Below are 25388 nucleotides of genomic sequence, written 5' to 3'. Positions count from 1 at the left end.
TGAAAATTGACATTCTGAGCATTTAACAAACAACAATCGCACAAGATATAAACAGCTTAATAACAAGGCAGGGGCTTTACAGATCGCTTTTTTACTAAGTAAACAAATTTATGGAGTTAAAAGCCTGTAAAGGGGTTATTAGTTGGTAAAAAACTGATCTGAGAGGCTAATAAGTAGCTATTTTTACATTATTAGATCATTATTTTACTAACAAATGGGAGGTTGGGATCACGCTTTTACTAACAGTAAAAGCGCGATAGATCATTATTTTACTAACTAATTAAAGCTATTTAAAAGTTTAGTTAACTGCTCTAACCGTTTGTCTGTCATCACTTTATTATCGATTTTGACAGATAAATCGCCGCTTTTGATATTGCGCTGTACGCTAACAAACTCACTGTCGATGAGCGCTTCTCGGCGACTTGGCGTTGCAGGCTCAGCGGTTAATAATTTCGTAATTGCCAGAGCACGTTTATCATCACTACTAATTTGCGCTATTTCAGCATCACTACTCACATCATTTACTAACTTAGTGAATAACTGCTCATCACGTTCTTTGGCACTAATTAGCTTTTTGGCCACTTCACGGCCAACATGGTTAGCTGTAGGATAAAGGCTCAAAACTGTTGCAGGGAGATTCTCATAAGCTTTGATAGCATCAGCAATCGCAGTGTGAGATACGCCCTCAATTGCCGCAATCTCACGATAAGAGCCCTTTTTACCCTCAGCAATAAGTTCATCACGGGTTTGTTGATAAGCTTGACCAAGCTCCCACAGACTTGGGGCAATGTATTGGTCTGATGATACAGCAAGGATTTTAGCATCTTGATCTGTAAAATCTTCAGAGCTTAAAACTAAGTAATCAGAGTTACTCAAAATACATGCTTTACGACGACGAGAGCCTGCTAACACAAGCATTTCGTCACCTTTATCCCAACATAGTGCAGGGTGCTGGTTGCGGCCGTCTTCGGCAATTGCGGGAAGGATATCGGCAACTGACTTTTCATTTAGTAATGATTGTACGCGGCGGTTTTTACCATAGACCTTTGTTCTTGCTTCAATTTCTGAGCTAGGAATAACCTTACACACCAGGGTAATTTGGCGAGTAGGATCACTAGGTGCTGGCATACTAATAACATCGCCAGCCGATGCCTGTTCAAGCAAAGCATCTAAGCTACTACTTTCAATTGAGGTTGAAAAAGGGTCTAAGCTGGTATCATTTTTACGTTTTTTAGCCATTTTTATTCTTTACCTTACTTAGCTGAATTTAGAGACGACTGAGTTGATTGCCAATTCGAGCGGATCAGCATTTCAAGCTCATCTACTACATCTTTGATATTTTCCTGAGCACGAAGTAAAGACTCACGACTAGCTAAGCTGTCAGAGGTTTTTTGATCAAAAATGGTGTTAAAAGATGATGAACTAGCTGTGATAGCAGAACTATGATTAATTGGATAGCTCATTACTTGGCGACCAAATGCACTACGAACATCTTTAACAATATCTCGTTGTGAGTGGTTACCCTTAACATAGTTAGTTACCAAGAATTGCATAAAATCCCAACCTTGGTGACCAAGTGCTGCAACTGTATGGTAAATCTCACCTAATCGTTTTAAGTATTTATTGTTTGCATCAAAGTCGACAGCTTCAGGATGAACCGGAATAAGCATCGCAGTTGAAGCCATTAATGCATTATAAAACATGAAGTTAAGGGATGGAGCTGTATCAATTAGAATAATGTCAAATTGGTCTTTTACTGGCTCGATAACTTTTTCTAGCAGCTTATGATAGTGACGTGTTTTATCGTAACTAGAGCTATCTTTTAATAAAGTTGCTGTTTCATGCTCAAAGTAAAAGTCATCCATACCTGAAGGTAAAATACGAATATTAGGAATGTGGGTAGGTAAAAAAGAATTACCTACTAGCTCATGCCAGGTTTCATTTTCTTCAAGCTCGATACAATCACGCATCAAGTCACCCACAGTGATCGGGTCTGGCTCACTTGGTGGGAAAAAACTTGACGAAGAGCCTTGTGGATCAAGATCAATAATACCGATTCGATAGCGTTTAATGTTGGTAGTAGCAAGTGCAGCGGCAATATTTACCATGCTTGTTGTTTTACCACAGCCACCTTTTAATGAATTGATAACGATAACTTGTAATTTATCGTCCTCTGTACGGTGATCAGGCTTAATATCCATGATATCGGCCATAGCAAAAATATTTACTAAGGTATATGCATAGTGACCATTTGCACCACGTTTAATGTTAAGTTTATCAAAGTCACCATTATCATGGCGTCGTTTTAAGGTACGATTATTACAGCCTAATAAATCAGCTGCTGCTTTTTGGGTATAAGTTCGAAGTTCTTTTTCTTCAGACTTTAGATGAGCACGATAATGTTGAATACGTCCTTCTAGCGATTTTTCAGCAACTTCTGCTGTCGCTTTTAGTAACCTATAAGTGGCTAGCGCATTATTATTGATAGACATACTTTCTTCCTCAAAGTTATGCTTTAAGTATAATGTCCATTCAAATTGCTGTAAACAAGTATTTAAGACGACATACCTTTTATTTATAAGACATTTAATAAAAAATTGTAACTTTCTTGAAGCTAAGTATAAATAAATAAGATTAATATCGGTTAAATATATAGGTATATAAGGTTAAGATGCTAAAATATAGAAATATCTAACTGATTTTATTGAATATTTAGTAAAAAGCCAGATCATACTTTTACTTGGTAAAGATCAGATCTCTTATTACTCACAGATCAGCCTAATACTAAGCAAAAAATGAGCATTTGAGTTATGCACAGCTTAGTCACGAGTTTATTCACAAAAACATCGGTATAGATCAATTTTTTACTAACCAAATTATAAAGTTATGCACTGACAACCTAATCAAATCAAGCAATAAGTTGGTATGGATCTGATCTATAGTTGGTACAGATCAGATCTATGCTAACTTGAAGTCGCTTTATCCACATGGTGTTTTGAAAATGGGATTTATGTCGTGTTAATTTGCTATAAAAAGGCGTTTTGTAGGACATACTTTGAACTGAGTTAGTAAAATCACGACCTATGAACTATAACTTAGTAAAAATCTGATCTGAAAATTAGCTAGTAAGAATTAGTTGGTATAAATCTGATCCAAAGAAATAAATTATGAACGGATCAAGTTTATACTAACTTAAACATTTAACTTTTGAAGTTTTATGTGTTGTTATTAACTGTCGAAGAAAAATTGGAAATAAGAACAATGAGCCGAAAGGTCAACATCTCGGTAGATAACTTACCCGATACTTTACGCGGGCAGATCCACGGGGTGGAAAGTGCGATTGATAATGAAAGTCTTGCACTATTTACAGACAATAAAGATGTGCGCGTTTCAATTGAAAATGCAGCACATGGTTTGAGAGCTTACTCGAATACTTTTAATCATTATGATTTATGGGGACGTTTTGTTCGTTCTGGTCATAAGAAGCTTCCTGTTGAAGAAGCACCAAAGAAAACAATTGTTACTCGAAAAATTTCTGAAAAAGTAGATGGCATTCTTTATGATGGCGAAATTAAAATAACACCTGCAGTGGTAAGTACACGTAAAGATGGTGAAGATGTAGAATACCTTGTTTGGCCATCTGATCGTGAAGAAAAGGTGGAACGAGCCTTAATTCGATTAGCCTCAAAAGGTAAGATTGTAAAAATTAATTTTAAATCGGGAATTCAATACGCGGTTGTTTTTTCGATGAATGAATTAGCGCAAGAATTAAAAGCGGTTGGTCAATCGATGCCGTATCCACAAATTAAAGAATCATTAGAGGCATTACAAGGTTCTAAACTTTCTTTTAAATATTCAGCGACAGATACCCGTAACTCAGATATTGATGATTCATTTTACGAATCGAACATGAACTTTTTGTCATCACTTCATTTTAGTGGCAAAAAAGGTCAGGGTGGTAACGTGAAATGTGTGGCATGTTTGAACGCATTTGTTCATAACATGATCGACAACCTTGAATATAAAGGCTACTACTTCAATAGTGCTCAAGAATTAAAACGTGGTTTATCTCGTTGGATGATGCTTCGTTTATATCATTTATGGCGCTACGCTGCTCCGGGTAAAACTTACCATTTCCGCCTTTTATCTATCATGGAAAAGTACGGCTCAATTTATTCAACCGACGAAATTACCGAGAATAAATTAAAAGCATTACGTCGTGATATGACAACTACAATGAAAGACTTAATTGAGAAAGGTGCAATTTCTGAATATAACATTACCAATGTTAAAGATGACAAAACCGGTAATATTATTGATTACACTTACGAGATGCATCCGTCTGATCAATTTTGCGATGAGATTCTTACGCTTAATAAGCATAATAAACGAATCGAAATTCAAGGTGGTAAACGTATTGTCGAGAATGCAGTTTTAATCGATGAAGATAAAATTGAAGAAATAGTAGAAGATTAATTTCATTAATAATACATACTATGAAAAAAGGCCACGCATGTGGCCTTTTTAACATAATCAATCTGTTACTTGTTCTAAGTAAAGTCTATCTACTAAGAAATCATATTCTCTTTTCCGAGGATGACTCTCCGGTTTTTGGTAATCTGATAATGTACCAAGTTTTACATCTGGTTCTGGGTTTATCAAAATAAATGGGAGAGCTGCACTAACATGATATCGGTTTTGCGCTGTGTATCTTACATTTACTTGTGGACTTACTCTTGTAGGCCTGCGAATTCGTAATTTTTCTTTATCACCCAAACTTGCAACACGACTTTGTTCTTGTGCTACAAGTGCTTGCCAAGAATGTTGGTCGATCATTCTTGGATTTGAATAACCTGCCGACTTTTCTAACATAGCTAACGCCATTTTTTTTGTAAGCGTTTTTGTTGCATGTTTGTGCATCCAGGTAAAACGAACAGAGTAGGGGGACTCAGTTTCAAAATGAATTTTACGATAAGCAGCTAAAGTAATAAGGTTTGGCACTGCGTTGTGAACAGCTTCAAAGCGTGCATCATTATTATCAATTGCTAACACACAGTTTTTAAAATCGGATTTAGCTTTATTTAACTGATTTATTCGTGCGGTAATAAACTGCTTATCGACATCTTTTAGTACTAACAACCCAGGATGCCTTTTTAATACACGGCTACTTAACCCCGTTTTCTTGTAAAAGTCCCCAAAAGAATTAAGAATTTGCTTTTGAGCTTCCTCTCCCTCAAATTTATTAACAGGGATATTAGAAGGAACTTGTTTTTCATCGTTAATATTTATATCTGGCAACTGATAATATGACGCTTTATAAAACCCCATCTGTTTTAATTCTTCACAAAATAAATGGGTTAGCTCACTTACCAAATCAAACTGACTGCGAATTTCTAGCTTTGTACTCATAAGAACACATCTTACATATTCATGTTTCAAGTTTACCTTTTTCTTTTGATAATTTGAAGTTTCCATTTTTAACATTGCAGACCTAACCTCAAGCACAACTAAAGTATGATGTGTTCTTTATAGTATTCCATAGCACGCTTTTATTATTTTTCAATATAGTGCTAGAAAAGTGTATTTATCTAGCGTAAAGCTGAGGTTACATAGATAGTAACTTATGGTAAGATGTGTTCTTCCTTTGTTGTAAAGAGTAAACGCATAAGAATAGTGATAACTATCTGTTTTAAATGGTTTAAACTCTTCGGTTTTAATCATTAATACTTAAAGAATTTATTAAATAACTAAATAATTACAAATACCTGAATATTGTCCTTGAACTTACTACGTGCAATAAGTTAGTTTTCGTTAACGGTCTATGTTAGGAATGAGGAAAGAACATGCAATCGTGGAACCCAGACAGCTGGAGAAAACTGCCGATACTTCAGCAGCCAGAGTACCCAGATCAAGAAGCCCTTAAATCAGTTGAGGGACAATTAAAAAGCGCACCACCTTTAGTATTTGCTGAAGAGACGCGTAGCTTATACAAACAACTAGAAGCTGTATGTGAAGGCAGAGCTTTCTTATTACAAGGTGGTGATTGTGCAGAGTCATTTAGTGACTTTAATGCTGCAAACATTCGCGATACATTTAAAACACTTTTACAGATGGCCGTTGTTTTAACTTATGGTGGTAAGTGCCCTGTAGTTAAGATCGCCCGTATGGCTGGTCAGTATGCTAAACCACGTTCGTCAGATTACGAGACAATTGATGGTGTGTCATTACCTTCGTACCGTGGTGATATCATCAATAATTTTGAATTCACAGAGCAAGCTCGAGTACCAGATCCACAGCGTCTAATGACGGCATATCATCACAGTGCAGCAACGTTAAATCTATTACGCGCATTTGCTCAAGGTGGCTTAGCGGATTTACACCAAGTAAACCGTTGGAACATGGGTTTTGTTGCAGCAAACCCACTTAAAGAGAAGTACCAACAGTTAGCGGATAGAATTCAAGATGCACTTGAGTTTATGGAAGTGTGTGGTATTGACTCAACTGTTGCTCCAAGCCTAAAAGAAACAGACTTATTTACATCACACGAAGCCTTATTACTAGGTTACGAAGAGGCACTTACACGCCGTGACCACTTATCAGGTGACTGGTACGATTGTTCTGCACACTTTGTTTGGATTGGTGAGCGTACTCGACAATTAGACCACGCGCATATCGAATTCTTTAAAGGTATTAAAAACCCAATAGGCGTAAAAGTTGGCCCGGGTATGGACCCAGATGAACTTATCAAGCTTATTGATGCAGTTAACCCAGATAACATCCCTGGTCGCTTAACTTTAATCACACGAATGGGTGCTGATGTTCTTCCAGAAAAGTTACCGGCTCTCGTCCGTAAAGTACAACAAGAAGGCCGTAAAGTTATTTGGAGTTCCGATCCAATGCATGGCAATACAGAAAAAGCGAGTTCAGGTTATAAGACACGTAGCTTTAATAATATTCTTCGTGAAATCAGCCAGTTCTTTGCAGTTCACAAGGCCGAAGGTTCTTACCCAGGTGGTGTTCACCTTGAGATGACAGGCCAACATGTAACAGAGTGTACTGGTGGTGCGTATGGATTATCAGATGAAGATTTAGCTCAACGTTACCGTACACAGTGCGACCCACGTTTAAATGCGGATCAAGTATTAGAACTTGGTTTCTTAGTTGCTGATTTATTAAAAGACGCACGTAAGTAACATCCTAAGTTAACCAAAAAGGCTGCAACGTGCAGCCTTTTTAATGTCCGATACTAAATTAAGTTAGTACTTACGTCTTTCAAGACCTGTATCAGATATAATTTTCGCAGATATTTCTTCAACTGAATGATGTGTTGAATTGAGATATTGAATCTTCTGTTTTTTATAAAGCATTTCTACTTCACGTACTTCAATACGACACTGTTTTAAAGACGCATATTTTGAATTCGCCATACGACGCTGTCGAATATCCGCAAGGCGAACAGGGTCAATAGTTAAACCAAATAGTTTATGTTTGTAAGCCTTTAAACATTCAGGCAAAGTGCCTCTTTCTAAATCATCTTCTGTAAGAGGGTAGTTAGCCGCTTTAATACCATATTGCAATGCTAGGTATAAGCTAGTCGGTGTTTTACCACTTCTGCTTACACCTACTAAAATAATATCTGCTTCTGAGTAGTTTTTAATATTAGCACCATCATCATTAGTCAACGCATAGTTAACTGCGTCAATGCGAAAATCATAACTTTTCTCGTGCATTGAATGAGTTCTATGTACTTTTGGTACAGGTGCAACTTCTAATTCTTGAGAAATTTTATCGCTATATTGTGATAAAAAGTCATAGCAAACCGCACAAGAAGATTTAATTATCTCACTTAGCTCATGATTAACAAAAGTAAAAAATACTAATGGCTGTTCGCCATCACGCTGTGCGGTTGAATTGATCAAGTTCTTAACTTCATTCGCTTTTTTTTCAGTTTCAACGAAAGGAATTGTTTTGTGATTAAAATCCACAGGAAACATTGATAAGGTCGCATGACCAAATACTTCAGAAGTGATTGCTGTTCCATCAGAAATATAAAATGCAGTTCTCATATTTAACCTTTTTATTACCTTTATCTGCAAAATAGGGGCTTCACGGTTTACGTGAGGTCTGTTGCCAGTGTAGAATGACTACGACCTTTTTAGAAGGTTTTCTTTCTTAACTCTCACAGTTAGTACTACAATTTGTTTATGGAGAAAGATCCGTGCAAGAATACGTTCTCTGGTATCAAGAGCTTGGTATGCAAGATGTTCCACGTGTTGGCGGTAAAAACGCTTCACTGGGTGAAATGATCTCAAACCTAGCTAACGCTGGTGTTCAAGTGCCAGGTGGTTTCGCTACAACCGCTGATGCATTCAACGAGTTTCTAGAGCAATCTGGGTTAAACTCAAAAATCCACGACATTTTAGACACTTTGGATGTGGATGATGTAAATACACTCGCTAAAGTCGGTGCCGAAATCCGCCAATGGATTATTGATACACCATTCCAACCTAACCTAGACCAAGCCATCCGCGACGCATATAGCCAATTACATGGCGACGCATCACAAGATGTTTCATTTGCAGTTCGCTCATCTGCTACAGCAGAAGACATGCCAGACGCTTCATTCGCAGGACAACAAGAAACGTTTTTAAACGTACGTGGTATTGATGCAGTAATGACTGCCATCAAACACGTGTTTGCCTCACTATTTAATGACCGCGCTATTTCTTACCGTGTACACCAAGGTTATGATCACCGTGGTGTTGCATTATCAGCGGGTATCCAACGCATGGTTCGTTCAGATAAAGCAGCTTCAGGTGTTATGTTCAGTATTGATACTGAATCTGGCTTTGAAGATGTTGTATTTGTAACTTCAAGCTATGGTCTTGGTGAAATGGTTGTACAGGGTGCTGTAAACCCAGATGAATTTTATGTTCACAAACCAACACTTGCTAACGGTAAACCTGCTGTAGTTCGCCGTAATATTGGTTCAAAAGCAATTCAAATGATTTACTCTGCGGATGAATCACACGGTAAGCAAGTTGAAATTGTTGATGTAGATTCTTCGCTTTCAAACAAATTCTCAATCACAGATGCCGAAGTTCAAGAACTTGCAAAGCAAGCTGTGATCATTGAAAAACACTACGGTCGTCCAATGGACATCGAGTGGGCAAAAGACGGTAACGACGGTAAGCTTTACATCGTTCAAGCGCGTCCAGAAACAGTTCGTTCAAACGAAGACGCTAACGTAATGGAGCGTTTCCAATTAAATGGTACAAGCACAGTTGTTGCTGAAGGCCGTGCAATTGGCCATAAAATTGGTTCAGGTACAGTTCGCGTACTAGATTCAATTGACGAAATGGACAAAGTACAACAAGGTGACATTCTAGTTACTGACATGACTGACCCAGACTGGGAGCCAATCATGAAACGTGCCGCTGCGATTGTTACAAACCGTGGTGGCCGTACTTGTCACGCAGCGATCATTGCTCGTGAATTAGGTATTCCTGCTGTTGTTGGTTGTGGTAATGCAACTGATTTAATTAAAGCAGGCCAAGATGTAACAGTATCGTGTGCCGAAGGTGATACAGGTTACATCTACGAAGGTATTTTAGATTACGAAGTACTTACTTCACGCGTTGATGAAATGCCAGAATTACCAATGAAAGTTATGATGAACGTGGGTAACCCTGATCGTGCATTTGACTTTGCACGTTTACCGAATGCTGGTGTTGGTCTTGCTCGTGTTGAATTCGTAATCAACCGTATGATTGGTGTTCACCCTAAAGCGCTTCTTAATTTTGATGCGCAATCTGATGAGCTTAAAGCTGAAATTTCAGAAATGATGGCTGGTTATGAATCGCCAGTTGAATTCTATATTTCTAAGCTTGTTGAAGGTATTGCAACACTAGGTTGTGCGTTTGCACCAGAGCGTGTAATTGTTCGTATGTCTGACTTCAAGTCGAACGAATATGCAAACCTTGTTGGCGGCCAGCAATATGAGCCGGAAGAAGAAAACCCAATGATTGGTTTCCGTGGTGCAGCACGTTATATCTCTGAAGATTTCCGTGACTGTTTCGCGCTAGAGTGTGAAGCGATTAAACGTGTTCGTAACGAAATGGGTATGACTAATATCGAAATCATGATCCCATTTGTTCGTACACTTGAAGAAGGTAAACGCGTTATTGAACTACTTGAAGAACATGGCCTTAAACGTGGCGAAAATGGTCTTAAAGTAATCATGATGTGTGAATTACCATCAAACGCTTTACTAGCAGATGAGTTCTTAGAGTATTTCGATGGTTTCTCTATCGGTTCAAACGATTTAACTCAGTTAACATTAGGTCTTGACCGTGATTCTGGTTTAATTGCACATCTATTTGATGAGCGTAACCCTGCAATCAAGAAACTATTATCAATGGCAATTCAAACTGCTAAAGCAAAAGGCAAATACGTAGGTATATGTGGTCAAGGTCCTTCAGATCATGAAGATTTTGCAGCTTGGTTAGTAGAGCAGGGTATTGATTCTGTTTCTCTAAACCCTGATACAGTATTAGAAACTTGGTTATATCTTGCTAAGAAATTAGCAGACTAAGTACTTTATTTATCTAAAATAAAGATTCTAATATAAAAAATGCCAGCATTTAGCTGGCATTTTTGTTACTCAATTAGAAATCAGCGAGCAAGTTTTTTATCTATATAGGCACATGACTTAGTAAGTGCCTTTTGGCACAAGGCTAAATAATCACGCGCTTTAGGATAATAAAAAGATAAACAGAAAAGTCCTGCAATAAAAAAGATCAGCGACGGTCCGGGAATAATAACAAAAACTAATCCCAATAACATGCATAAGGCACCTAAACTGATTAATGCAATCTTTTTCATCTGTTTATCTCATCTGCTGCTTTATTACACAGTATAAAAGCATTACTCCAGAAATCGATAAAAAGAGTGTTACAAACTGTAAAATCTTCAATTTATCTTAGCTATTAGCATGATATAATTTGCAAAATGCCTTAATTTATCACTGTCATGATAGCAACAATAAGCCAACAACAAGCTGCCACAGAACTCGTATCTAATTACTTAGAAACAATTAAAAAACAAGGTTTTAGTGGTGATACCGATGCAAGCTTTTCGACACGTTTAAGTTTATCGACCGATAACAGCGTTTATCAACAAGTACCTCAAGGTGTCATCTTTCCAAAGTCAGCAAAAGACATACAACTTGCTATGCAAATTGCGTCACGTGATCCGTTTTTATCACTGACTTTTGGTCCACGTGGTGGTGGCACGGGTACTAATGGCCAATCGCTAACGCCAGGAATAATTGTTGATTTATCTCGCTATATGCGTGAAATCTTAGAAATCAATGTCGAAGAAAACTGGGTGCGCGTTCAAACTGGTGTAATAAAAGACCAATTAAATGACTTTTTACGTCCTTACGGTTTTTTCTTTGCACCTGATCTGTCAACTAGTAACCGAGCAACAATTGGTGGAATGATAAATACAGACGCCTCAGGTCAAGGCTCTTTAGTTTATGGCAAAACAAGTGATCATGTTTTAGGCCTTACTACTTATCTTGTTGATGGAACAGAAATGTCTACAACACCTATGAGCGTTGAAAAAGCAAAAATAATTGCTGAACAAAACACAACCATAGGTAAATTATATAAAACAGTTATCGATATTGGCCTTGAGAACCGTGATGCTATTTTAGAAAAGTTCCCGCGTTTAAACCGCTTTCTTACCGGCTACGATTTAGAACATATTTTTTCTGATGATTTACAAACCTTTGATATGAGCCGATTAATTACTGGCTCTGAAGGATCATTAGGTATTGTAACTGAAGCAAAACTAAACATTACACCAATTGCAGAATTTAAGACTTTAATTAACATTAAATATGATAGCTTTGACTCTGCTCTGCGTCATTCACCATTCTTAGTTGCAGCAAATGCAACTTCTGTAGAAACTGTCGACAGTAAAGTACTTAACCTTGCTCGTGAAGATATTATTTGGCACTCAGTATCGGACTTAATAACCGATGTTGAAAACAGAGAAATGCAAGGACTCAACATGGTTGAGTTTAATGCTGTTTCACCTGAAGATATTAAAGATAAAGTAGATACTCTTTGCAAGTTACTTGATGAATGTGTTGAAAAACAAACTAATGGGGTGATCGGTTATCAGTTAACGAATGACAAAGCTGATATTTTAAAAATTTATGCAATGCGTAAAAAATCAGTAGGCCTTTTAGGTAATGTAAAAGGCAGTCAAAAACCGTTAGCTTTTGCTGAAGATACTGCGGTTCCACCAGAAAACTTAGCCGATTTTATAGTCGAGTTTCGTGAACTTCTCGATAAACACAACCTACAATATGGTATGTTCGGCCATGTTGATGCTGGCGTATTACATGTTCGACCAGCTCTTGATATGTGCGACCCTGAACAAGAAAAATTACTTCGACATATTTCAGATGAAGTCGTTAAACTTACTGCCAAATATGGCGGCTTAATGTGGGGTGAGCATGGCAAAGGGTATCGTAGTGAATATGGCCCTGAATTTTTTGGCGAACATTTATTTACACAATTAAGAAAAATTAAAGCGGCATTTGATCCAAATAATAGAGTAAATCCAGGTAAAATCTGTACTCCACTTGAAAGTAAAGACTCACTAGTTTCTGTTGATGATCAAAAGCGAGCTTGGTTCGACAAAGAAATTTCTATCGATGTTAAAACAGAATTTAATAACGCTATGACCTGTAACGGTAATGGCCTGTGTTTTAACTATGACGAAAAATCACCAATGTGCCCATCTTATAAAGTTACTGGTGACCGCCGTTATTCACCAAAAGGGCGCGCAAGTTTAATGCGTGAATGGCTACGACTTCAAGAGTCAGAAAATATTGATTTGCTCAATGTTGAAAAAGAATTGATCAATGGCGAAGTCATCACTTGGTGGGAGCGCTATCAACATAGTCATGATAAGAAAAAGGGCGTTTATGATTTCTCTCACGAGGTGAAAGAATCTATGGACGAATGTTTAGCTTGTAAAGCATGTACCACTGCATGCCCAATCAAAGTGGATGTTCCAACATTTCGTTCAAGGTTTTTAAATTTCTATCACAGTTATTATGCACGACCAGCTAAGGATTACTTAGTTGCGGGTATCGAGCAAACTGCACCTGTTATGGCAAAATTTGCTAAAGTTGTTAACCCAATAGTAAACACTAAACTTGTTTCTGGGTTAATCAAAAATACGATTGGTTATGTTGATACGCCCAGTTTAAGCGTCCCGCAACTTTCAAAACGTATTTCAAAAGAGCAGCATTTCAATTTTGAATTACTTAATTCGCTTTCAAAAGAAGAGCAAGCCGAATATGTACTGATAGTACAAGATCCATTTACTAGTTTTTATGAAGCCGAATTAGTCGAAAGCTTTATTAAAGTAATTAAAGCGTTAGGCAAAAAACCAATGCTATTACCTTTTAAACCAAATGGTAAAGCACAGCATGTGAAAGGGTTTTTAAATGAATTTAGAACAACAGCAAAAAATGCTGCTGAGTTTTTAAATTCACTGAGTGAAATCAATGCACCATTAGTTGGACTCGATGCTTCTTTGGTTATGTGTTACCGAGATGAATATGTATCAATCTTAAAAGAAGACCGTGGTGATTTTAAAGTTGAACTTGCCCATGAATGGCTTCAAACGCAAAACTTCAAACAAGTTTCACTTACCACTAATAAGACTTCGCCATTTAAGCTGTTAAGTCATTGTACTGAAACAACAGCAATGCCAAATGCGTCTAAAGTTTGGCAAACTATTTTTGCTGACCTGAATTTACAATTAGACACAACAAGTACTGGTTGTTGCGGAATGGCAGGAACCTATGGCCACGAAAAACAGAACCAAGAAAATTCACGCGCACTTTATGAAATGAGTTGGCAACCAATTGTTGCCGACAATGAACCTGAAACAATTTTAGCAACAGGGTTCTCATGTCGCAGCCAAGTAAAGCGCTATGAAAAATTCAAACCAAAACATCCATTACAATTAATTGCTGAGCTACTTTAAAAATTAAAGTGCTATTAAATTCATTAAAAAAATAAAGGCACTTAACGCGCCTTTATTTTTGGTAACTTTTTGCAATTGGCTTGGTACTCATGCCATGAATAAATACACTAAATAAAATTGTCGTTAATGTCACTGTAGCAATTTGTTCTTTGTTCACAATTGCTGTGTCCATAACCATTAAAGTAAAAACAATAGACGCTAAACCTCGAGGACCAAACCAAGCAAAAGTAAATTTGTCTTTGAAATTTAAATTAGTGAATATAAGCGAAATTAAAACTGGCACAATTCTAAAAATCGTTACGCTTAGTAAGGCATAAAATACAATTGGCCATGTAATATCATTCACAATTAAGTGCCCACAAACAAAACCGAATAAACACCAAATAAGTAGTGCAACAAATTCAGCGATATGTTCAGAGTCTTTAACTAATGTTGAACGAATTTTTTTAGGTGCTAAGTAATCAAATAATAGTCCCGCTACAAAAACGGCAATAAAACCACTACCATGAAAATTTTGTGTTAAAGAGAAAATAGCCATTACCAAGCCAATTAATAAAAATGGGCTGCTGTTATTTGCAAAATAATGACGTGCTAATGCAATTTTTAATAGAGGTATAAACACAGCCATAGACACGCCGGCAATAACGAGTGCGACTCCTAATTCTCGACCAAAAACGAGTAGGGTATCAACCGTTGTTACTGCACTCTCAGGATTTTGTGCTAATAAAAGTAGAACTAAAAATATTGGTACGCAAAGTCCATCGTTCAAACCACTCTCAGTATTTATACCTTCGCGAACATTTTCAGGTACAGATGTGGATTCTAAAATGCCTTTACTAAGAGCTGCATCAGTCGGCGTTAAAATAATAGCAATCAAAGCAGATTGAAAAAGTGATAACTCAGAAAAGAAAAACAACGCACCTGCAACACCTAATAGTAATGTCATTGGCAAAGCTACAAAAAGTAAAAGACTAGGATATTGATAACTATGTTTTAATACTGCCAGTTTTGATTTTGCTGCATCGGTAAATAAAAAAATACTAAGAGTTAATTCAACTAAAGGTAATATTTCACTGAGTCCCGCTTCACCTAACTTGAACTCACTAGGCAAAAAGTAAGACATAGCGATGCCAACTAGAACAAAAAACATTGGCCCGGTTATTTCTGTTCGTTCTAACTGACGAATTGTCAGTGAGTAAAATAACAAAGCTAAACCAACTAATGCGAGTATGGTATATTCCATTAAACTTTCCTTTTAATTCCAGACTTTGCGCGTTCTTTTATATTTGTTTGAATATAAATTTGATCAGTCGTAGCAATTTTTGCATGACCTAAATCTTCCGATAAGTGTTTAAGCGGTCTTGTTTGAGCATCATGGGTTGCACCTGTATGCCTTAACCAGTGAGCCGTTGCCGCTTCAAGTTGTTCCGCATCGTCTTTAAAACCATCATCTAATAATGATTGTTTTGCTAAATCAAAACTTTGCTGTACTAACCGACGAATTTGTCGAACAGTCATACCACCTTTACCACGAATTTTGTGTACTAATGGTTCGGCTTCATCAACACGGGGGAGGGCAGGTAAGCCTCGGTATAATCTGTAACGTTTTAGGTAAGTGATAAAATCTTCACTTAAAGTGACATCACGTAATTTATTACCTTTACCCATAATTCTTAAAAACCAAAAGCCATCATTGTCTTGCCAAAAATGTGACATCACCGGCGACCACTGTGGTCTTTCAGATAACTCAGAAATACGTAAATACAAACCTTTCAAACAAGCTAGTGTAAATAAATTTCTTTCTAAATCAGGCTGTTGCTCACATAGGTCACGTGTTACACCAAACACATACTCCCATTGAATGTCACTCAGTGTATCTGGAATCTTAATTTGTGATTGCACTACTAAATATGGACTATTCTTTTTAACTACCGGTACAAAATTAGCAAACGTTTTTTCTTCTAAAATCGCAAATTTATAAAATACATTTAGTGCAGTAAACATAGCTGCTAGTGTTTGTTGGCTTGCTATATTTTCTTTATTAATGAAAGGGCGCCAATTTTTATTAAGCTTTCTAATACCTTGTTCATCTTTATAACGCCATTGCACTGAGTTTGATAACCAAGCTGAATCTGGCTCAACCATAAAATCAACATATGCTTCTATGTCTTCGCGTTTTAGTTCAAAAACCGATTTTTCAGCAATCAACCATGACCATAAACAAAATCGCTCAAGTTCATTTCGAAAGCGATTAAAAGTTGCTTCTGATTTTCGACCATACACATATAAAAATTGATAAACAAAAGATAAGTCACTTTTTGATTCAGCAACTGTCAATCCTACTTGTTGTATAAAGTTATCAAGTTCAGGATATTCTATTGCAAGAGTATCATCTTCTAGATGGGCAATTTGGTATCGCAGTTGTTTAAGTGTATCAACGAGAGCAACGAGCATAATAATGAAAAATCTTGTAAAATAACTAGTTATAAGATTACCATAAAGTCCGATACTGTCTAGTATTGGACTTAAGATATCTTAAATATTTGCAACAGTTAATCATTAATTAGATTGCCATACTAATATTCAAGGAATATGTATGAAAAAGTATATCGTTATTAGTTTAGTTTTAATGACCACAATTTTAACCGGTTGCGCCACTACAGGTAGTGCGTCCCCTAATGAAAAACGTGCTTTAGTGCAAAGTATGAAAAATAACACATTAAGTGAATTGTACGCACAAAAGCCAGATGTTAAACAACAAATTGCTAACTCTGCTGGTTATGCCGTTTTTGATAATGCCAATGTTAACGTTGTTTTAGCCAGTTTTGGTGGCGGTTATGGTGTCGTTAAAAATAACCTAACTGGTAAATCAACTTATATGAATATGGGTGAAGCTGGTTTGGGACTCGGTTTAGGTGTAAAAGACTTTAATGTAGTAATGGTTTTTCATAACCAAGCAGCAGTAAATCGCTTTATTGAACATGGTTGGGCATTCGGTGGAAATGCTGATGCAGCAGCAAAATATGAAGAAAAAGGTGGTGCTTTAGTTGCCGAAGCAATTGCAGACCAAGTTACGGTTTATTCTTTAACCGAAAATGGACTTGCTCTTCAAGCAGTACTCAAAGGCACTAAGTTTTGGGTGGATTCTGAACTAAATTAACCTTTCAAAAACCCTTCTAAAAGTGGGCTAGTTAGCAACTTAACTCCCACTTTTAATTATTTTAACCTATTTAACATAACGTAATTTATGGGTAGTATTTAATAGGTTTACCTGTAAGTCCTAATATTTCATATCTTAAGAAGATACCTTCAGTTTGTTTTACAAAGACAGTATTTCTAATAATTAAATACTCGGAACATCTATTAAGTTCAAACTTTAGATTTATCTAACCTATCAGAAATTTCACATTTAACTTATAAGCCTCTAATTTTACTTAATATTACCTCTTCACCTTATTATAGTACGGCTACTGTATTGTACATATGGCTTACTGCCTCAAAGCCTATTCGCTCTTCACTTTAGTCTAAACAATAATAACAAGGATTTATAATGAGGAAATTTTTTCTAATTATCATCATTGGCTATTTTGCATGGGATCATTATGCGGTGAATTATGGTGGTATCTCGCCGAAGGAAGCGATAAAAATAAAAATTATTGATCCTGTAAAATCAAAGTACAGCCATAATCGTGACATCACAATTTCTGATTACGAGAAGACAAAATATGAGTGTGATGGCCGACAATACTGCAGCCAAATGAACTCACTAGAAGAAGCGCTATTTTTTACTAAAAACTGCCCTAATACAAAGTTAGATCAAAGCCCTGGTGAAGCGCCCTGCCAGAGTAACTTCCTTTTGCGTGATTAATGTAATTTTAAAAATCAAGTTTGCTAAAAGTTTACAATTTTAGCCAACTTTTAACCCATCTTCCTAACTTTTCTTAGTTAAATAATATTAACTTTTGTAACATAAAACCGGAATTTTCCTAGTTTTTTTTCATGAATTTATCGCTAAATTGTTTATAAACATTAGTAGCTAATTTAGCACTAACTTTCTTTTTGATTTTAGGTTGTTTTGTTAAACGCTAATTTAACTTTCTGAAACCAAAGCTGTACTTGGATGATTTTGACGTGAAACATAGAATTAAAACCGATACCGAAGTTAAATTTTCTGAATCTGACATCCTCTTATCGACTACAGATTTACAAAGCTTTATTACTTATGCCAATGATGAATTTTGTAAAATAGCTGGCTATACACTTGATGAAATGGAGGGTAAGCCTCATAACCTCGTTCGCCACTCAGACATGCCAAAACTTGCTTTTGCTGATTTATGGACACACCTTAAAAATGGTCAATCTTGGATGGGGCCCGTTAAAAATCGTTGTAAAAATGGTAATTACTATTGGGTGAATGCCTTTGTAACACCAATTAAAGATAAAAGTGGTCGTACTGTTGAGTTTCAATCTGTAAGAACCAAGCAAAGCGATGATGTTGTACAAAGAGCAACAGCGGAATACGCTAAAATAAACGATAATCAAAAATCCCATGCTACTGCGGCAAAGTTCGATGCCACTCTTTACATAAGTGCCCTATTACTCATTAGTTTTTTAGGTTCGTTGGCTGGCGTATTTAGTTCTAGATTCGATATTTTTAACTGTTTACTTGTACTCCTCTTAGCATCAGCTAATGGGCTCATGTATTTTTGGCGTCAAAAATACTTAGCGCTGATCAGTAAAGCAAAACAAGTATACGATAATCCTTTAATGGCTTACCTCTATTCTGGTACCAATGATCTTTCTGGTTTTTTAAATCTTGCTTTAGAGATGCAACAAGCTAAATTAAAGGCTGTCGTTGGCCGTGTTAATGATGTGACCATGGGCGTTAATCAAAATGCTCAGCAGTGTGCAGAGTCCGGCCATAATGTTACTGAGCTTTTAAATAAACAAACGGATGAAGTTTCTCAAATTGTTGTCGCAACAGAACAAATGACCGCGTCTATTAATGAACTATCTTCAAGTACTAAACAATCTAATCAAGCTGCCGAAGAGTCTAATCAAGCAACCGAAGAAGGCTCACTTGCGGTCAAGCAAACCATAAACTCAATCAGCGAGCTTGATAAAAAGCTTAAGACAGCTAGTAGCCAATTAGAAAACTTAATAGAAGGTAACCAACATATTGTGGCAATTTTATCTGAAATAAACGCTATTGCTGATCAAACTAATTTACTTGCCTTAAATGCGGCTATTGAAGCTGCCAGAGCGGGTGATCATGGCCGAGGTTTTGCGGTTGTTGCAGGTGAAGTACGTGCACTGGCCTCACGAACTCAACAATCAACAGAAGAGATAAACAATGTATTGAATCAACTTACTCATGCTTCAAAGGAAGCCCAAGTTGCCATGAAAGACGGGCTAAACTTGTCAGCTAAAAGTGTAGAGCTTGCACATCAAAGCGGTGATAGTTTGGACCACATAAAAGCACAATCAATAAAATTAAGTGAGCTCAATAGTATTATAGCTCATGCTATGAATGAGCAACTGACTGCGAGTCAGGTTATTGCTACAAACCTAACCGCAGCACAAGATTTTGCTCATAAATGTACTGAGCTTGGCCATACTTCACAGCAGTTATGCGAAGCGTTACTCAGTAAAGTTACTGAGCAGACTGCGCTGATTAATCAGTTTAAATAACGGCTATCAATGTTTTATTTTAATTGATAAGGTTTACTTTCGGTGTGTGCGTTTTAGTACACACTGCATCAAAAGCATCTGCTAGCCGTTCGGTTTCTTTGAATACCTGCTGCCAATATTTTATCCGTGTATCTGCACCAAGCTCAGTAAAATCCTTACGATCAGGGATTTTGCCATAGGGTAATGAAGCAACAAAGTCAGCTGATGGGGTGATCATCACCACCTTATCATAGTTACTTGAGGTTATACCGCGCTTTAAGCTTTTGTCAAACCACCCTGCTTTAGGGCTGCTATTAAAATGTGGATATAGAATAAGCCCATCATTATGTATATTTAAGTCAAAGTGATAATCGATGATACCACCATCGCGATACATACCAGGCGGTGTTCCTGTTATATTTTTAATGCCTTGCATTACTAATGGAATAGAGCCCGAAGCAAGTAAAGCATCCGGTAAGTTATCTTCGTTTAACTCTATAGTATGGGTATTAAAAGTATTGTTATCTGAAAATGATAACTGACTATCAGCAGGCTGAAACACATAACGCTCGTATTGCTTACTTAAAAAACGTCTATTCATTCTGTTTAGTAAGTAGCTTTTTGATAAACCCATTAATTGCATTACTTTGTTTTCTGATGCTGTAAATCCATTCGATTTTGCAACTATAAAGTGGGCTTTAAAAATTGGGTTATTAATAATTTCTTGAATGCCTTTTTCGGCAAACACATAGCGTAACAACTCTCGGGCTTTTGTTGTTATTTCTTCAGGCTTTGCTTTATTGGATGAATAACGTGTTTCAGAATATGACTTTGCTAATCTTGATATAGCAGCAACAGGATCGTTTTGTGCAAAACAGGCAGATCTAAACGCGCCAGCGCTTGACCCTAATAAGTTTAAAGGTGTGCTACGGTCTTTAAAAAATTCACCAAATAGATATTTATCCAGACCAAATAAAGTAAACCACTTTGGCCCGCCGCTTGCCCCTAAAAAGGTATTAAACAAATCGGCAGATAGGCCTTGCTCTTGAATAACTTTTGCAGCACTTGGCCCTGCGTAAATATCTATCATGGTTACTTTGCTCGTTATTGTTTTAGCTTATTTGCGCCAAATTCCTTGCTCTGTTTGACCTTGAACCTGCACTTTTTCAGAATCAAAGCTCGGTTCTTGCCCTGCTTCACGTTGACTATGATAGTCTTTTGTCACAGATAAGATGGTTGGCGTTAAGCGTATAATAGCGATTACATTCACCACTGTCATTAAACCTAAAGCAATGTCTGCCAGATCCCACACTTGTTTAATAGTTGCTGAAGCTCCCCAAATCATCATTGATAAATATAAACAGGTGTAAATGCCACGGCCAAGTTTATTATCAAGCTTAAATAAATGTAGGTTACTTTCTGCATAGGCATAATTTGCAACCACAGAAGTAAACGCAAATAAACAAATCGCAGCCGCTACAAAGTAAATGCCACCAGCAGCCATATGCGCTGTCATTGCAGATTGAGTTAAGCGTATTCCTTCCATTTCGCCGCTTATATCAATATCAGCCAGTAGAATAATTACCGCAGTACAACTACACAATACAATGGTGTCAAAAAACACCCCAAGCATTTGAATATAGCCTTGAGTGACCGGATGATTCGGAACTGGCGATGCGCAGCCTGATGCATGCGGTACACTACCGGCGCCAGCTTCATTAGAGTATAGGCCACGCTGAATGCCATTTTTTATTGCTGCGCCCATAGCCCCGGCTCCAGCTTCTTGTAAGCCAAAGGCTGAAAGTAAGATATCTTCAATCATCTCGGGCACTTTACCAATATTAAGCAAGGTGATAATGATAGCGGCTAGCACAAATAAAATGCCCATTACTGGCACAATTCGTTCAGCAAAGCGGGCGATCGCTTTAAAACCACCTAAAATAATTGAGCCTGCTAGTATTGTGATCACAATACCTGAATACAATGTTGGAATTTCAAATGCGTAATTGAGAGCATCAGTAATTGTATTAGTCTGCATAGCACTGAACGTAAAGCCATACCCAAGAAACAAGCAAAAGGCAAAACTCACCGCAAGCGCCCTACTACCTAACCCTTGTTGAATATAATAAGCTGGCCCGCCCCTAAATTCGCCATTAGCATCTCTTACTTTGTACACTTGCCCAAGTACGCTTTCGGCAAAGCCTGTGGCCATGCCCAAAATGGCAATCACCCACATCCAAAATATTGCTCCGCTGCCACCTAATGAAATAGCAACGGCAACCCCAGCAAGGTTACCAGTACCAACACGGGCTGAAAGACCAGTACATAAGGCTTGAAACGAGCTGATTGAGTTTTTATCTGTGCTGCTACTCGTCTTTAATAGGCTAAACATATGACGAAATTTAACCAATTGAATCGCTTTAAGTCGCACCGAAAACCAGATTCCGGCAAACAGAAGAATATAGATAAGAATTTGGCCTTCTCCCCAGAGAAGACCATTGATTGTCGATACCAAAGTGTTAAACATGGCAAGCCTTTATTTTTCTTATAGAATAACAAATCACAAAAAGTGAATAGCTAACCACTTTAACTCTATTTACAAATATCTCAAGTAGGCAATGTGATTAATTAACCGAACTTACGCCCGACTAATTTAGCAGTTGTTGCTGTAAAAATTCACGACCCGCCGCTAATCCCAATTTGTGATCGTAGCGTAGATCATAGTCTGTACTACCAAGTAGCTTACTGCGTAGTTTATCGCCTGCAAAAATTTGCGTGATCCGCGCATCACTTGGAGGATTGGCAATAAAATCAAGTTCATCTTGATAAGCTTGTTCGTGCTGTACTAAATAATCGATTGTTTTAGGACAATAACCCGATACACGTACTATCGATTTTATCTTATTCATCCACTCTGACTGAACTTGAAAGTTTTCATCCACAGTGCGGATAACCACAATATCTCGGGCTCCCCGATTATAGGCTTCTTTTACTGGTAATGGAGCTGCTAAACCACCATCTAGATACATATCATGAACTAAATCAGTATTAGAGCTCTGAATAATTGCATCGTTCGCAGCTTTAGTTGTCAGCCAAGGAGTTAAGTTAACCCCATCTTTATATAAAAACGGTAATGCGCTTGATGCTTTTAACAGTGCCAACCATTGCATATCTTCACCATTTGGGCTCAAGTAATAAGGTTTACGGTCAGCCGCATTAGTAGTTGTGATCAATAGTTCGCGATTGCCTAGGCTTTGCGTTGCTGTTTTAAAATCAAGGGCACGGTTTACTTCTTTGGTTTTATCAAAATACCAATCAAGATCGACAATGCTTTTACCAAACAGCCCACGGCCAAGTTGGAAAAAACGTTTATGACGAGAAAGCCCTCTGATCAAACGTTTTGCATAGCCTTTTTGACGCGCTAAATAACTCGTTAAATTTTGTGAGCCTGCCGATGTGCCAATGAATAAATCGAATGGATCGTAATTGTTTTCTAACCATGCATCGAGCACACCTGCTGTAAAAATCCCTCGTTGCCCACCACCCTCAGCGATTAATGCTGTTTTTGATTGGGGTTCTACTGCGGCAATTGTTTGAGATTTCACGGTGCACCTTCCTAGGGTAATAGTTTATAAATGTATTGTATAAAGTTAATTTCAATCCTTAAAACGGAATAATTAAATTGTTTCAATCTATAAAACCGTTTATTGCATGAGTGTCAGAGTCCAATTTATGCGTATAATAAATCGTTATACGCATCATGTTTTTCATCATTCGTTTGACTGTATTAGTTCATGATGTCTGCTAATATTTCTAGCGCATGTTGTCTGTCACTCAAATCATACAGGTCATTAGTAAAAATAAACTCATCAACCTGTAGCGTCTGTTTAATCATACTCAGCTTATGCTTAACGCTCGCTTGATCACCAACGACAGAAAGTCCTAAAAAGTTTTCTACTTGCATTTTTTCTTGCGCTGTCCATAAACCATCCATGCTTTTTACAGGTTCTTTAAGCCAAAGCGGCTTACCACGCATAAGTGCTAAAATGCGCTGTTTCGCGGTTGTTGATAAAAATCGTGCTTGTTCATCTGTGTCAGCGGCTACAACAGGTAAGCCCAGCATTACGTATGGCTTATCTAACACTTCGGATGGTTGAAACTCTCTGCGATATAATGCAATAGCATCTTCAACAAAACGCGGGGCAAAATGTCCTGCAAATGCATATGGTAAGCCTTTTTTAGCAGCTAATTGTGCACTATAAAGGCTTGAGCCAAGTAACCAGATAGGCACATTCGTGTCTTCACCTGGGATTGCACGTACTGGTGAATCACCTTTGTATGGGCCAAGCAAACCTTGAAGCTCAGTTACTTCATCATTAAAGTGTTCAGCGCGTTGTTCGTCTCGGCGCAAGGCACGGCTGGTAATTGGGTCGCTGCCTGGAGCACGGCCAAGCCCTAAATCAATTCGACCGGGATATAAACTTTCAAGAGTACCAAATTGTTCAGCAACCACCAGCGGTGGATGATTAGGTAACATCACCCCACCCGCACCTACGCGAATATTCTGGGTTTTACCTGCTATGTGACCAATCAGTACTGAGGTTGCAGCGCAAACAATACCGCGCATATTGTGGTGCTCTGCCATCCAAAACCGATTAAAGCCAAGTCTGTCAGCTGTTTGTGCATAAGTAACGCTATTAGCTAATGTTTGCGAAACTGTTTCGTGCTCTTTCATTGGGCTCAACTCAAGCAATGAAAAAGGCGTGTTGGTAAGGTCAGACATTCGCTCTCCAAAATTAAACTCATTATATTTAGTAAATGAGAGCGAATGACTATTTTTCAAATGCTAATTAAGCACGACTTTGTTGCTGTTTTTCCACCTTTAGGCCATCGGCATCAATACCTCGCTTCCAATATGCTGATGCAACAATATGCTCATGGTCAACAGCAAAGCGGTTTGTTATTAAGCGGCGCACAGATTTTACTAAGCTTGCTTCCAATGCCATAAATACCATAGGTTGTGTGTTATATCCTGCACAAAATCGTATTACTTGATCGAGTAGTTCTGTTTCAGGCTTTTTTGTAACTAGCCATTTAATGCTGTGCTGAGTGTTAGCTTTAATTTGCTCAAGCTCGATGATATCAGCTTTATCTGCAACGTGAATAATGACATCAACAATTGCGTCTTTCGGTAATACTTGTAAATAGCCATTTATTGCATTCACTGAAGTTAAATCAGCCAACATTAGATAATGTGTTTGAGTTAAGTCGGTGAGTTTTTTAGGCCCAGGTCCTGCAATACCTACCTCGTCGCCTACTACCGCATTTTGTGCCCAGTTGCTTGCCACGCCTATGTGCTGGTTAACTACAAAGTCGAGGGTAATTGCACCGTTAACAGGATGAATATTGCGAATAGTATAAGAGCGCATTAATGCAGGACGCTTAGCTTGTAGATCAAGTTCAACCTTAGATTCACCCGAGTGAGGTAGCAGTACTTTTACGTACGCACCTTTTGCGTCTTGCGGGAAATCGGCAAACTCATCTGATCCAACGACAATTCTTTGTAGATGCGGGGAAATACGCGTAGTACTTAATACAGTTGCACGACGAACTTTTCTAGCCATGTTGGTCTCCTAGCTGGT

The 25388-nt window shown here is 37.6% G+C and carries 18 protein-coding genes and 1 pseudogene; 7 read left to right on the top strand and 12 right to left on the bottom strand.

Annotated features, from left to right (window positions below; all coding sequences use genetic code 11):
- Positions 1–276: 276 nt before the first annotated feature.
- Both HCZ11_RS00395 and HCZ11_RS00390 read right to left on the bottom strand, forming a co-directional pair.
- The gene (locus HCZ11_RS00395) at positions 277–1239 is read right to left on the bottom strand and encodes a transcriptional regulator (RefSeq protein WP_167657301.1); all 963 of its coding nucleotides are present in this window, start codon (positions 1237–1239) and stop codon (positions 277–279) included.
- A 14-nt stretch (positions 1240–1253) separates the two neighbouring features.
- Positions 1254–2492: an AAA family ATPase gene (locus tag HCZ11_RS00390; protein ID WP_167657300.1), complete on the bottom strand. Its 1239-nt coding sequence runs from the start codon at positions 2490–2492 to the stop codon at positions 1254–1256.
- A 769-nt stretch (positions 2493–3261) separates the two neighbouring features.
- Here HCZ11_RS00390 and HCZ11_RS00385 point away from each other — a divergent pair.
- Complete coding sequence (locus tag HCZ11_RS00385; protein WP_054563104.1) at positions 3262–4476, top strand: hypothetical protein; 1215 nt, start codon at positions 3262–3264, stop codon at positions 4474–4476.
- Between the two features lie 57 nt (positions 4477–4533).
- Here the strand turns inward: HCZ11_RS00385 and HCZ11_RS00380 are convergent, their stop codons facing one another.
- A complete protein-coding gene (locus tag HCZ11_RS00380; RefSeq protein ID WP_130052366.1) occupies positions 4534–5409 on the bottom strand; it encodes a DNA replication terminus site-binding protein in 876 nt (291 codons plus the stop codon).
- 434 nt (positions 5410–5843) lie between these two features.
- Here HCZ11_RS00380 and HCZ11_RS00375 point away from each other — a divergent pair, with 434 nt between their 5' ends.
- Complete coding sequence (locus tag HCZ11_RS00375; protein ID WP_054563102.1) at positions 5844–7193, top strand: class II 3-deoxy-7-phosphoheptulonate synthase; 1350 nt, start codon at positions 5844–5846, stop codon at positions 7191–7193.
- 63 nt (positions 7194–7256) lie between these two features.
- Here the strand turns inward: HCZ11_RS00375 and HCZ11_RS00370 are convergent, their stop codons facing one another.
- Positions 7257–8066, bottom strand: a complete 810-nt coding sequence (locus HCZ11_RS00370; RefSeq protein WP_130052367.1) for a pyruvate, water dikinase regulatory protein — start codon at positions 8064–8066, stop codon at positions 7257–7259.
- 152 nt (positions 8067–8218) lie between these two features.
- Between HCZ11_RS00370 and ppsA the strand changes: the two genes are divergently transcribed.
- A complete protein-coding gene (ppsA, locus tag HCZ11_RS00365; protein WP_167657299.1) occupies positions 8219–10594 on the top strand; it encodes a phosphoenolpyruvate synthase in 2376 nt (791 codons plus the stop codon).
- A gap of 80 nt (positions 10595–10674) precedes the next feature.
- Here ppsA and HCZ11_RS00360 read toward each other — a convergent pair whose 3' ends face one another.
- The gene (locus tag HCZ11_RS00360) at positions 10675–10884 is read right to left on the bottom strand and encodes a PGPGW domain-containing protein (protein ID WP_130052369.1); all 210 of its coding nucleotides are present in this window, start codon (positions 10882–10884) and stop codon (positions 10675–10677) included.
- A 147-nt stretch (positions 10885–11031) separates the two neighbouring features.
- Here HCZ11_RS00360 and HCZ11_RS00355 point away from each other — a divergent pair, with 147 nt between their 5' ends.
- The gene (locus HCZ11_RS00355) at positions 11032–14076 is read left to right on the top strand and encodes an FAD-binding and (Fe-S)-binding domain-containing protein (RefSeq protein ID WP_167657298.1); all 3045 of its coding nucleotides are present in this window, start codon (positions 11032–11034) and stop codon (positions 14074–14076) included.
- Positions 14077–14128: 52 nt separating this feature from the next.
- On the opposite strand, the gene HCZ11_RS00350 is transcribed toward HCZ11_RS00355, so the two are convergent.
- Entirely contained in the window at positions 14129–15319 is a 1191-nt protein-coding gene (locus HCZ11_RS00350; RefSeq protein ID WP_167657297.1) for a sodium:proton antiporter, read from the bottom strand.
- Positions 15319–16530 (bottom strand): tyrosine-type recombinase/integrase, encoded by a 1212-nt coding sequence (locus HCZ11_RS00345; RefSeq protein WP_167657296.1) that lies wholly within the window; start codon positions 16528–16530, stop codon positions 15319–15321. The genes HCZ11_RS00350 and HCZ11_RS00345 overlap by 1 nt, the downstream gene beginning before the upstream one ends.
- A 142-nt stretch (positions 16531–16672) precedes the next feature.
- Between HCZ11_RS00345 and HCZ11_RS00340 the strand changes: the two genes are divergently transcribed.
- The 3 genes and pseudogenes from HCZ11_RS00340 (at position 16673) to HCZ11_RS00330 (ending at position 19767) form a co-directional block, all read left to right on the top strand.
- Complete coding sequence (locus HCZ11_RS00340) at positions 16673–17236, top strand: YSC84-related protein (RefSeq protein WP_130052373.1); 564 nt, start codon at positions 16673–16675, stop codon at positions 17234–17236.
- A 561-nt stretch (positions 17237–17797) separates the two neighbouring features.
- Positions 17798–17944: pseudogene (locus HCZ11_RS19530) on the top strand (cold shock domain-containing protein); the annotation flags it as partial.
- 263 nt (positions 17945–18207) lie between these two features.
- The gene (locus HCZ11_RS00330) at positions 18208–19767 is read left to right on the top strand and encodes a methyl-accepting chemotaxis protein (RefSeq protein WP_167657295.1); all 1560 of its coding nucleotides are present in this window, start codon (positions 18208–18210) and stop codon (positions 19765–19767) included.
- Between the two features lie 19 nt (positions 19768–19786).
- On the opposite strand, the gene HCZ11_RS00325 is transcribed toward HCZ11_RS00330, so the two are convergent.
- The 5 genes from HCZ11_RS00325 to HCZ11_RS00305 all read right to left on the bottom strand — a co-directional run bounded on the left by HCZ11_RS00325 (position 19787) and on the right by HCZ11_RS00305 (position 25370).
- The gene (locus HCZ11_RS00325; RefSeq protein WP_167657294.1) at positions 19787–20836 is read right to left on the bottom strand and encodes a patatin-like phospholipase family protein; all 1050 of its coding nucleotides are present in this window, start codon (positions 20834–20836) and stop codon (positions 19787–19789) included.
- A gap of 27 nt (positions 20837–20863) precedes the next feature.
- On the bottom strand, positions 20864–22273 hold the full coding sequence (locus HCZ11_RS00320) for a sodium:alanine symporter family protein (protein ID WP_167657293.1): 1410 nt from the start codon (positions 22271–22273) through the stop codon (positions 20864–20866).
- 121 nt (positions 22274–22394) lie between these two features.
- A complete protein-coding gene (locus HCZ11_RS00315) occupies positions 22395–23351 on the bottom strand; it encodes a patatin family protein (protein WP_130052395.1) in 957 nt (318 codons plus the stop codon).
- Positions 23352–23533: 182 nt separating this feature from the next.
- Positions 23534–24529: an LLM class flavin-dependent oxidoreductase gene (locus tag HCZ11_RS00310; protein ID WP_130052396.1), complete on the bottom strand. Its 996-nt coding sequence runs from the start codon at positions 24527–24529 to the stop codon at positions 23534–23536.
- 67 nt (positions 24530–24596) lie between these two features.
- On the bottom strand, positions 24597–25370 hold the full coding sequence (locus HCZ11_RS00305) for a siderophore-interacting protein (RefSeq protein ID WP_130052397.1): 774 nt from the start codon (positions 25368–25370) through the stop codon (positions 24597–24599).
- Positions 25371–25388 lie beyond the last annotated feature (18 nt).

The sequence above is a fragment of the Pseudoalteromonas sp. HF66 genome, from assembly GCF_011806445.1.
Taxonomy (GTDB): domain Bacteria; phylum Pseudomonadota; class Gammaproteobacteria; order Enterobacterales; family Alteromonadaceae; genus Pseudoalteromonas; species Pseudoalteromonas apostichopi.
The sequence above is the reverse complement of the archived record's forward strand: the minus strand, read 5'-3'. Positions and strand labels throughout refer to the sequence as shown.

Bases quoted from the DNA above. Each gene is read 5' to 3' on its own strand.
- HCZ11_RS00375 (WP_054563102.1), top strand. From the start codon at position 5,844: ATGCAATCGTGGAACCCAGACAGCTGGAGAAAACTGCCGATACTTCAG.
- HCZ11_RS00395 (WP_167657301.1), bottom strand. From the start codon at position 1,239: ATGGCTAAAAAACGTAAAAATGATACCAGCTTAGACCCTTTTTCAACC.
- HCZ11_RS00370 (WP_130052367.1), bottom strand. From the start codon at position 8,066: ATGAGAACTGCATTTTATATTTCTGATGGAACAGCAATCACTTCTGAA.
- HCZ11_RS00390 (WP_167657300.1), bottom strand. From the start codon at position 2,492: ATGTCTATCAATAATAATGCGCTAGCCACTTATAGGTTACTAAAAGCG.
- HCZ11_RS00360 (WP_130052369.1), bottom strand. From the start codon at position 10,884: ATGAAAAAGATTGCATTAATCAGTTTAGGTGCCTTATGCATGTTATTG.
- HCZ11_RS00355 (WP_167657298.1), top strand. From the start codon at position 11,032: ATGATAGCAACAATAAGCCAACAACAAGCTGCCACAGAACTCGTATCT.
- HCZ11_RS00345 (WP_167657296.1), bottom strand. From the start codon at position 16,530: ATGCTCGTTGCTCTCGTTGATACACTTAAACAACTGCGATACCAAATT.
- HCZ11_RS00380 (WP_130052366.1), bottom strand. From the start codon at position 5,409: ATGAGTACAAAGCTAGAAATTCGCAGTCAGTTTGATTTGGTAAGTGAG.
- HCZ11_RS00325 (WP_167657294.1), bottom strand. From the start codon at position 20,836: ATGATAGATATTTACGCAGGGCCAAGTGCTGCAAAAGTTATTCAAGAG.
- HCZ11_RS00305 (WP_130052397.1), bottom strand. From the start codon at position 25,370: ATGGCTAGAAAAGTTCGTCGTGCAACTGTATTAAGTACTACGCGTATT.
- HCZ11_RS00320 (WP_167657293.1), bottom strand. From the start codon at position 22,273: ATGTTTAACACTTTGGTATCGACAATCAATGGTCTTCTCTGGGGAGAA.
- HCZ11_RS00385 (WP_054563104.1), top strand. From the start codon at position 3,262: ATGAGCCGAAAGGTCAACATCTCGGTAGATAACTTACCCGATACTTTA.
- HCZ11_RS00340 (WP_130052373.1), top strand. From the start codon at position 16,673: ATGAAAAAGTATATCGTTATTAGTTTAGTTTTAATGACCACAATTTTA.
- HCZ11_RS00350 (WP_167657297.1), bottom strand. From the start codon at position 15,319: ATGGAATATACCATACTCGCATTAGTTGGTTTAGCTTTGTTATTTTAC.
- HCZ11_RS00310 (WP_130052396.1), bottom strand. From the start codon at position 24,529: ATGTCTGACCTTACCAACACGCCTTTTTCATTGCTTGAGTTGAGCCCA.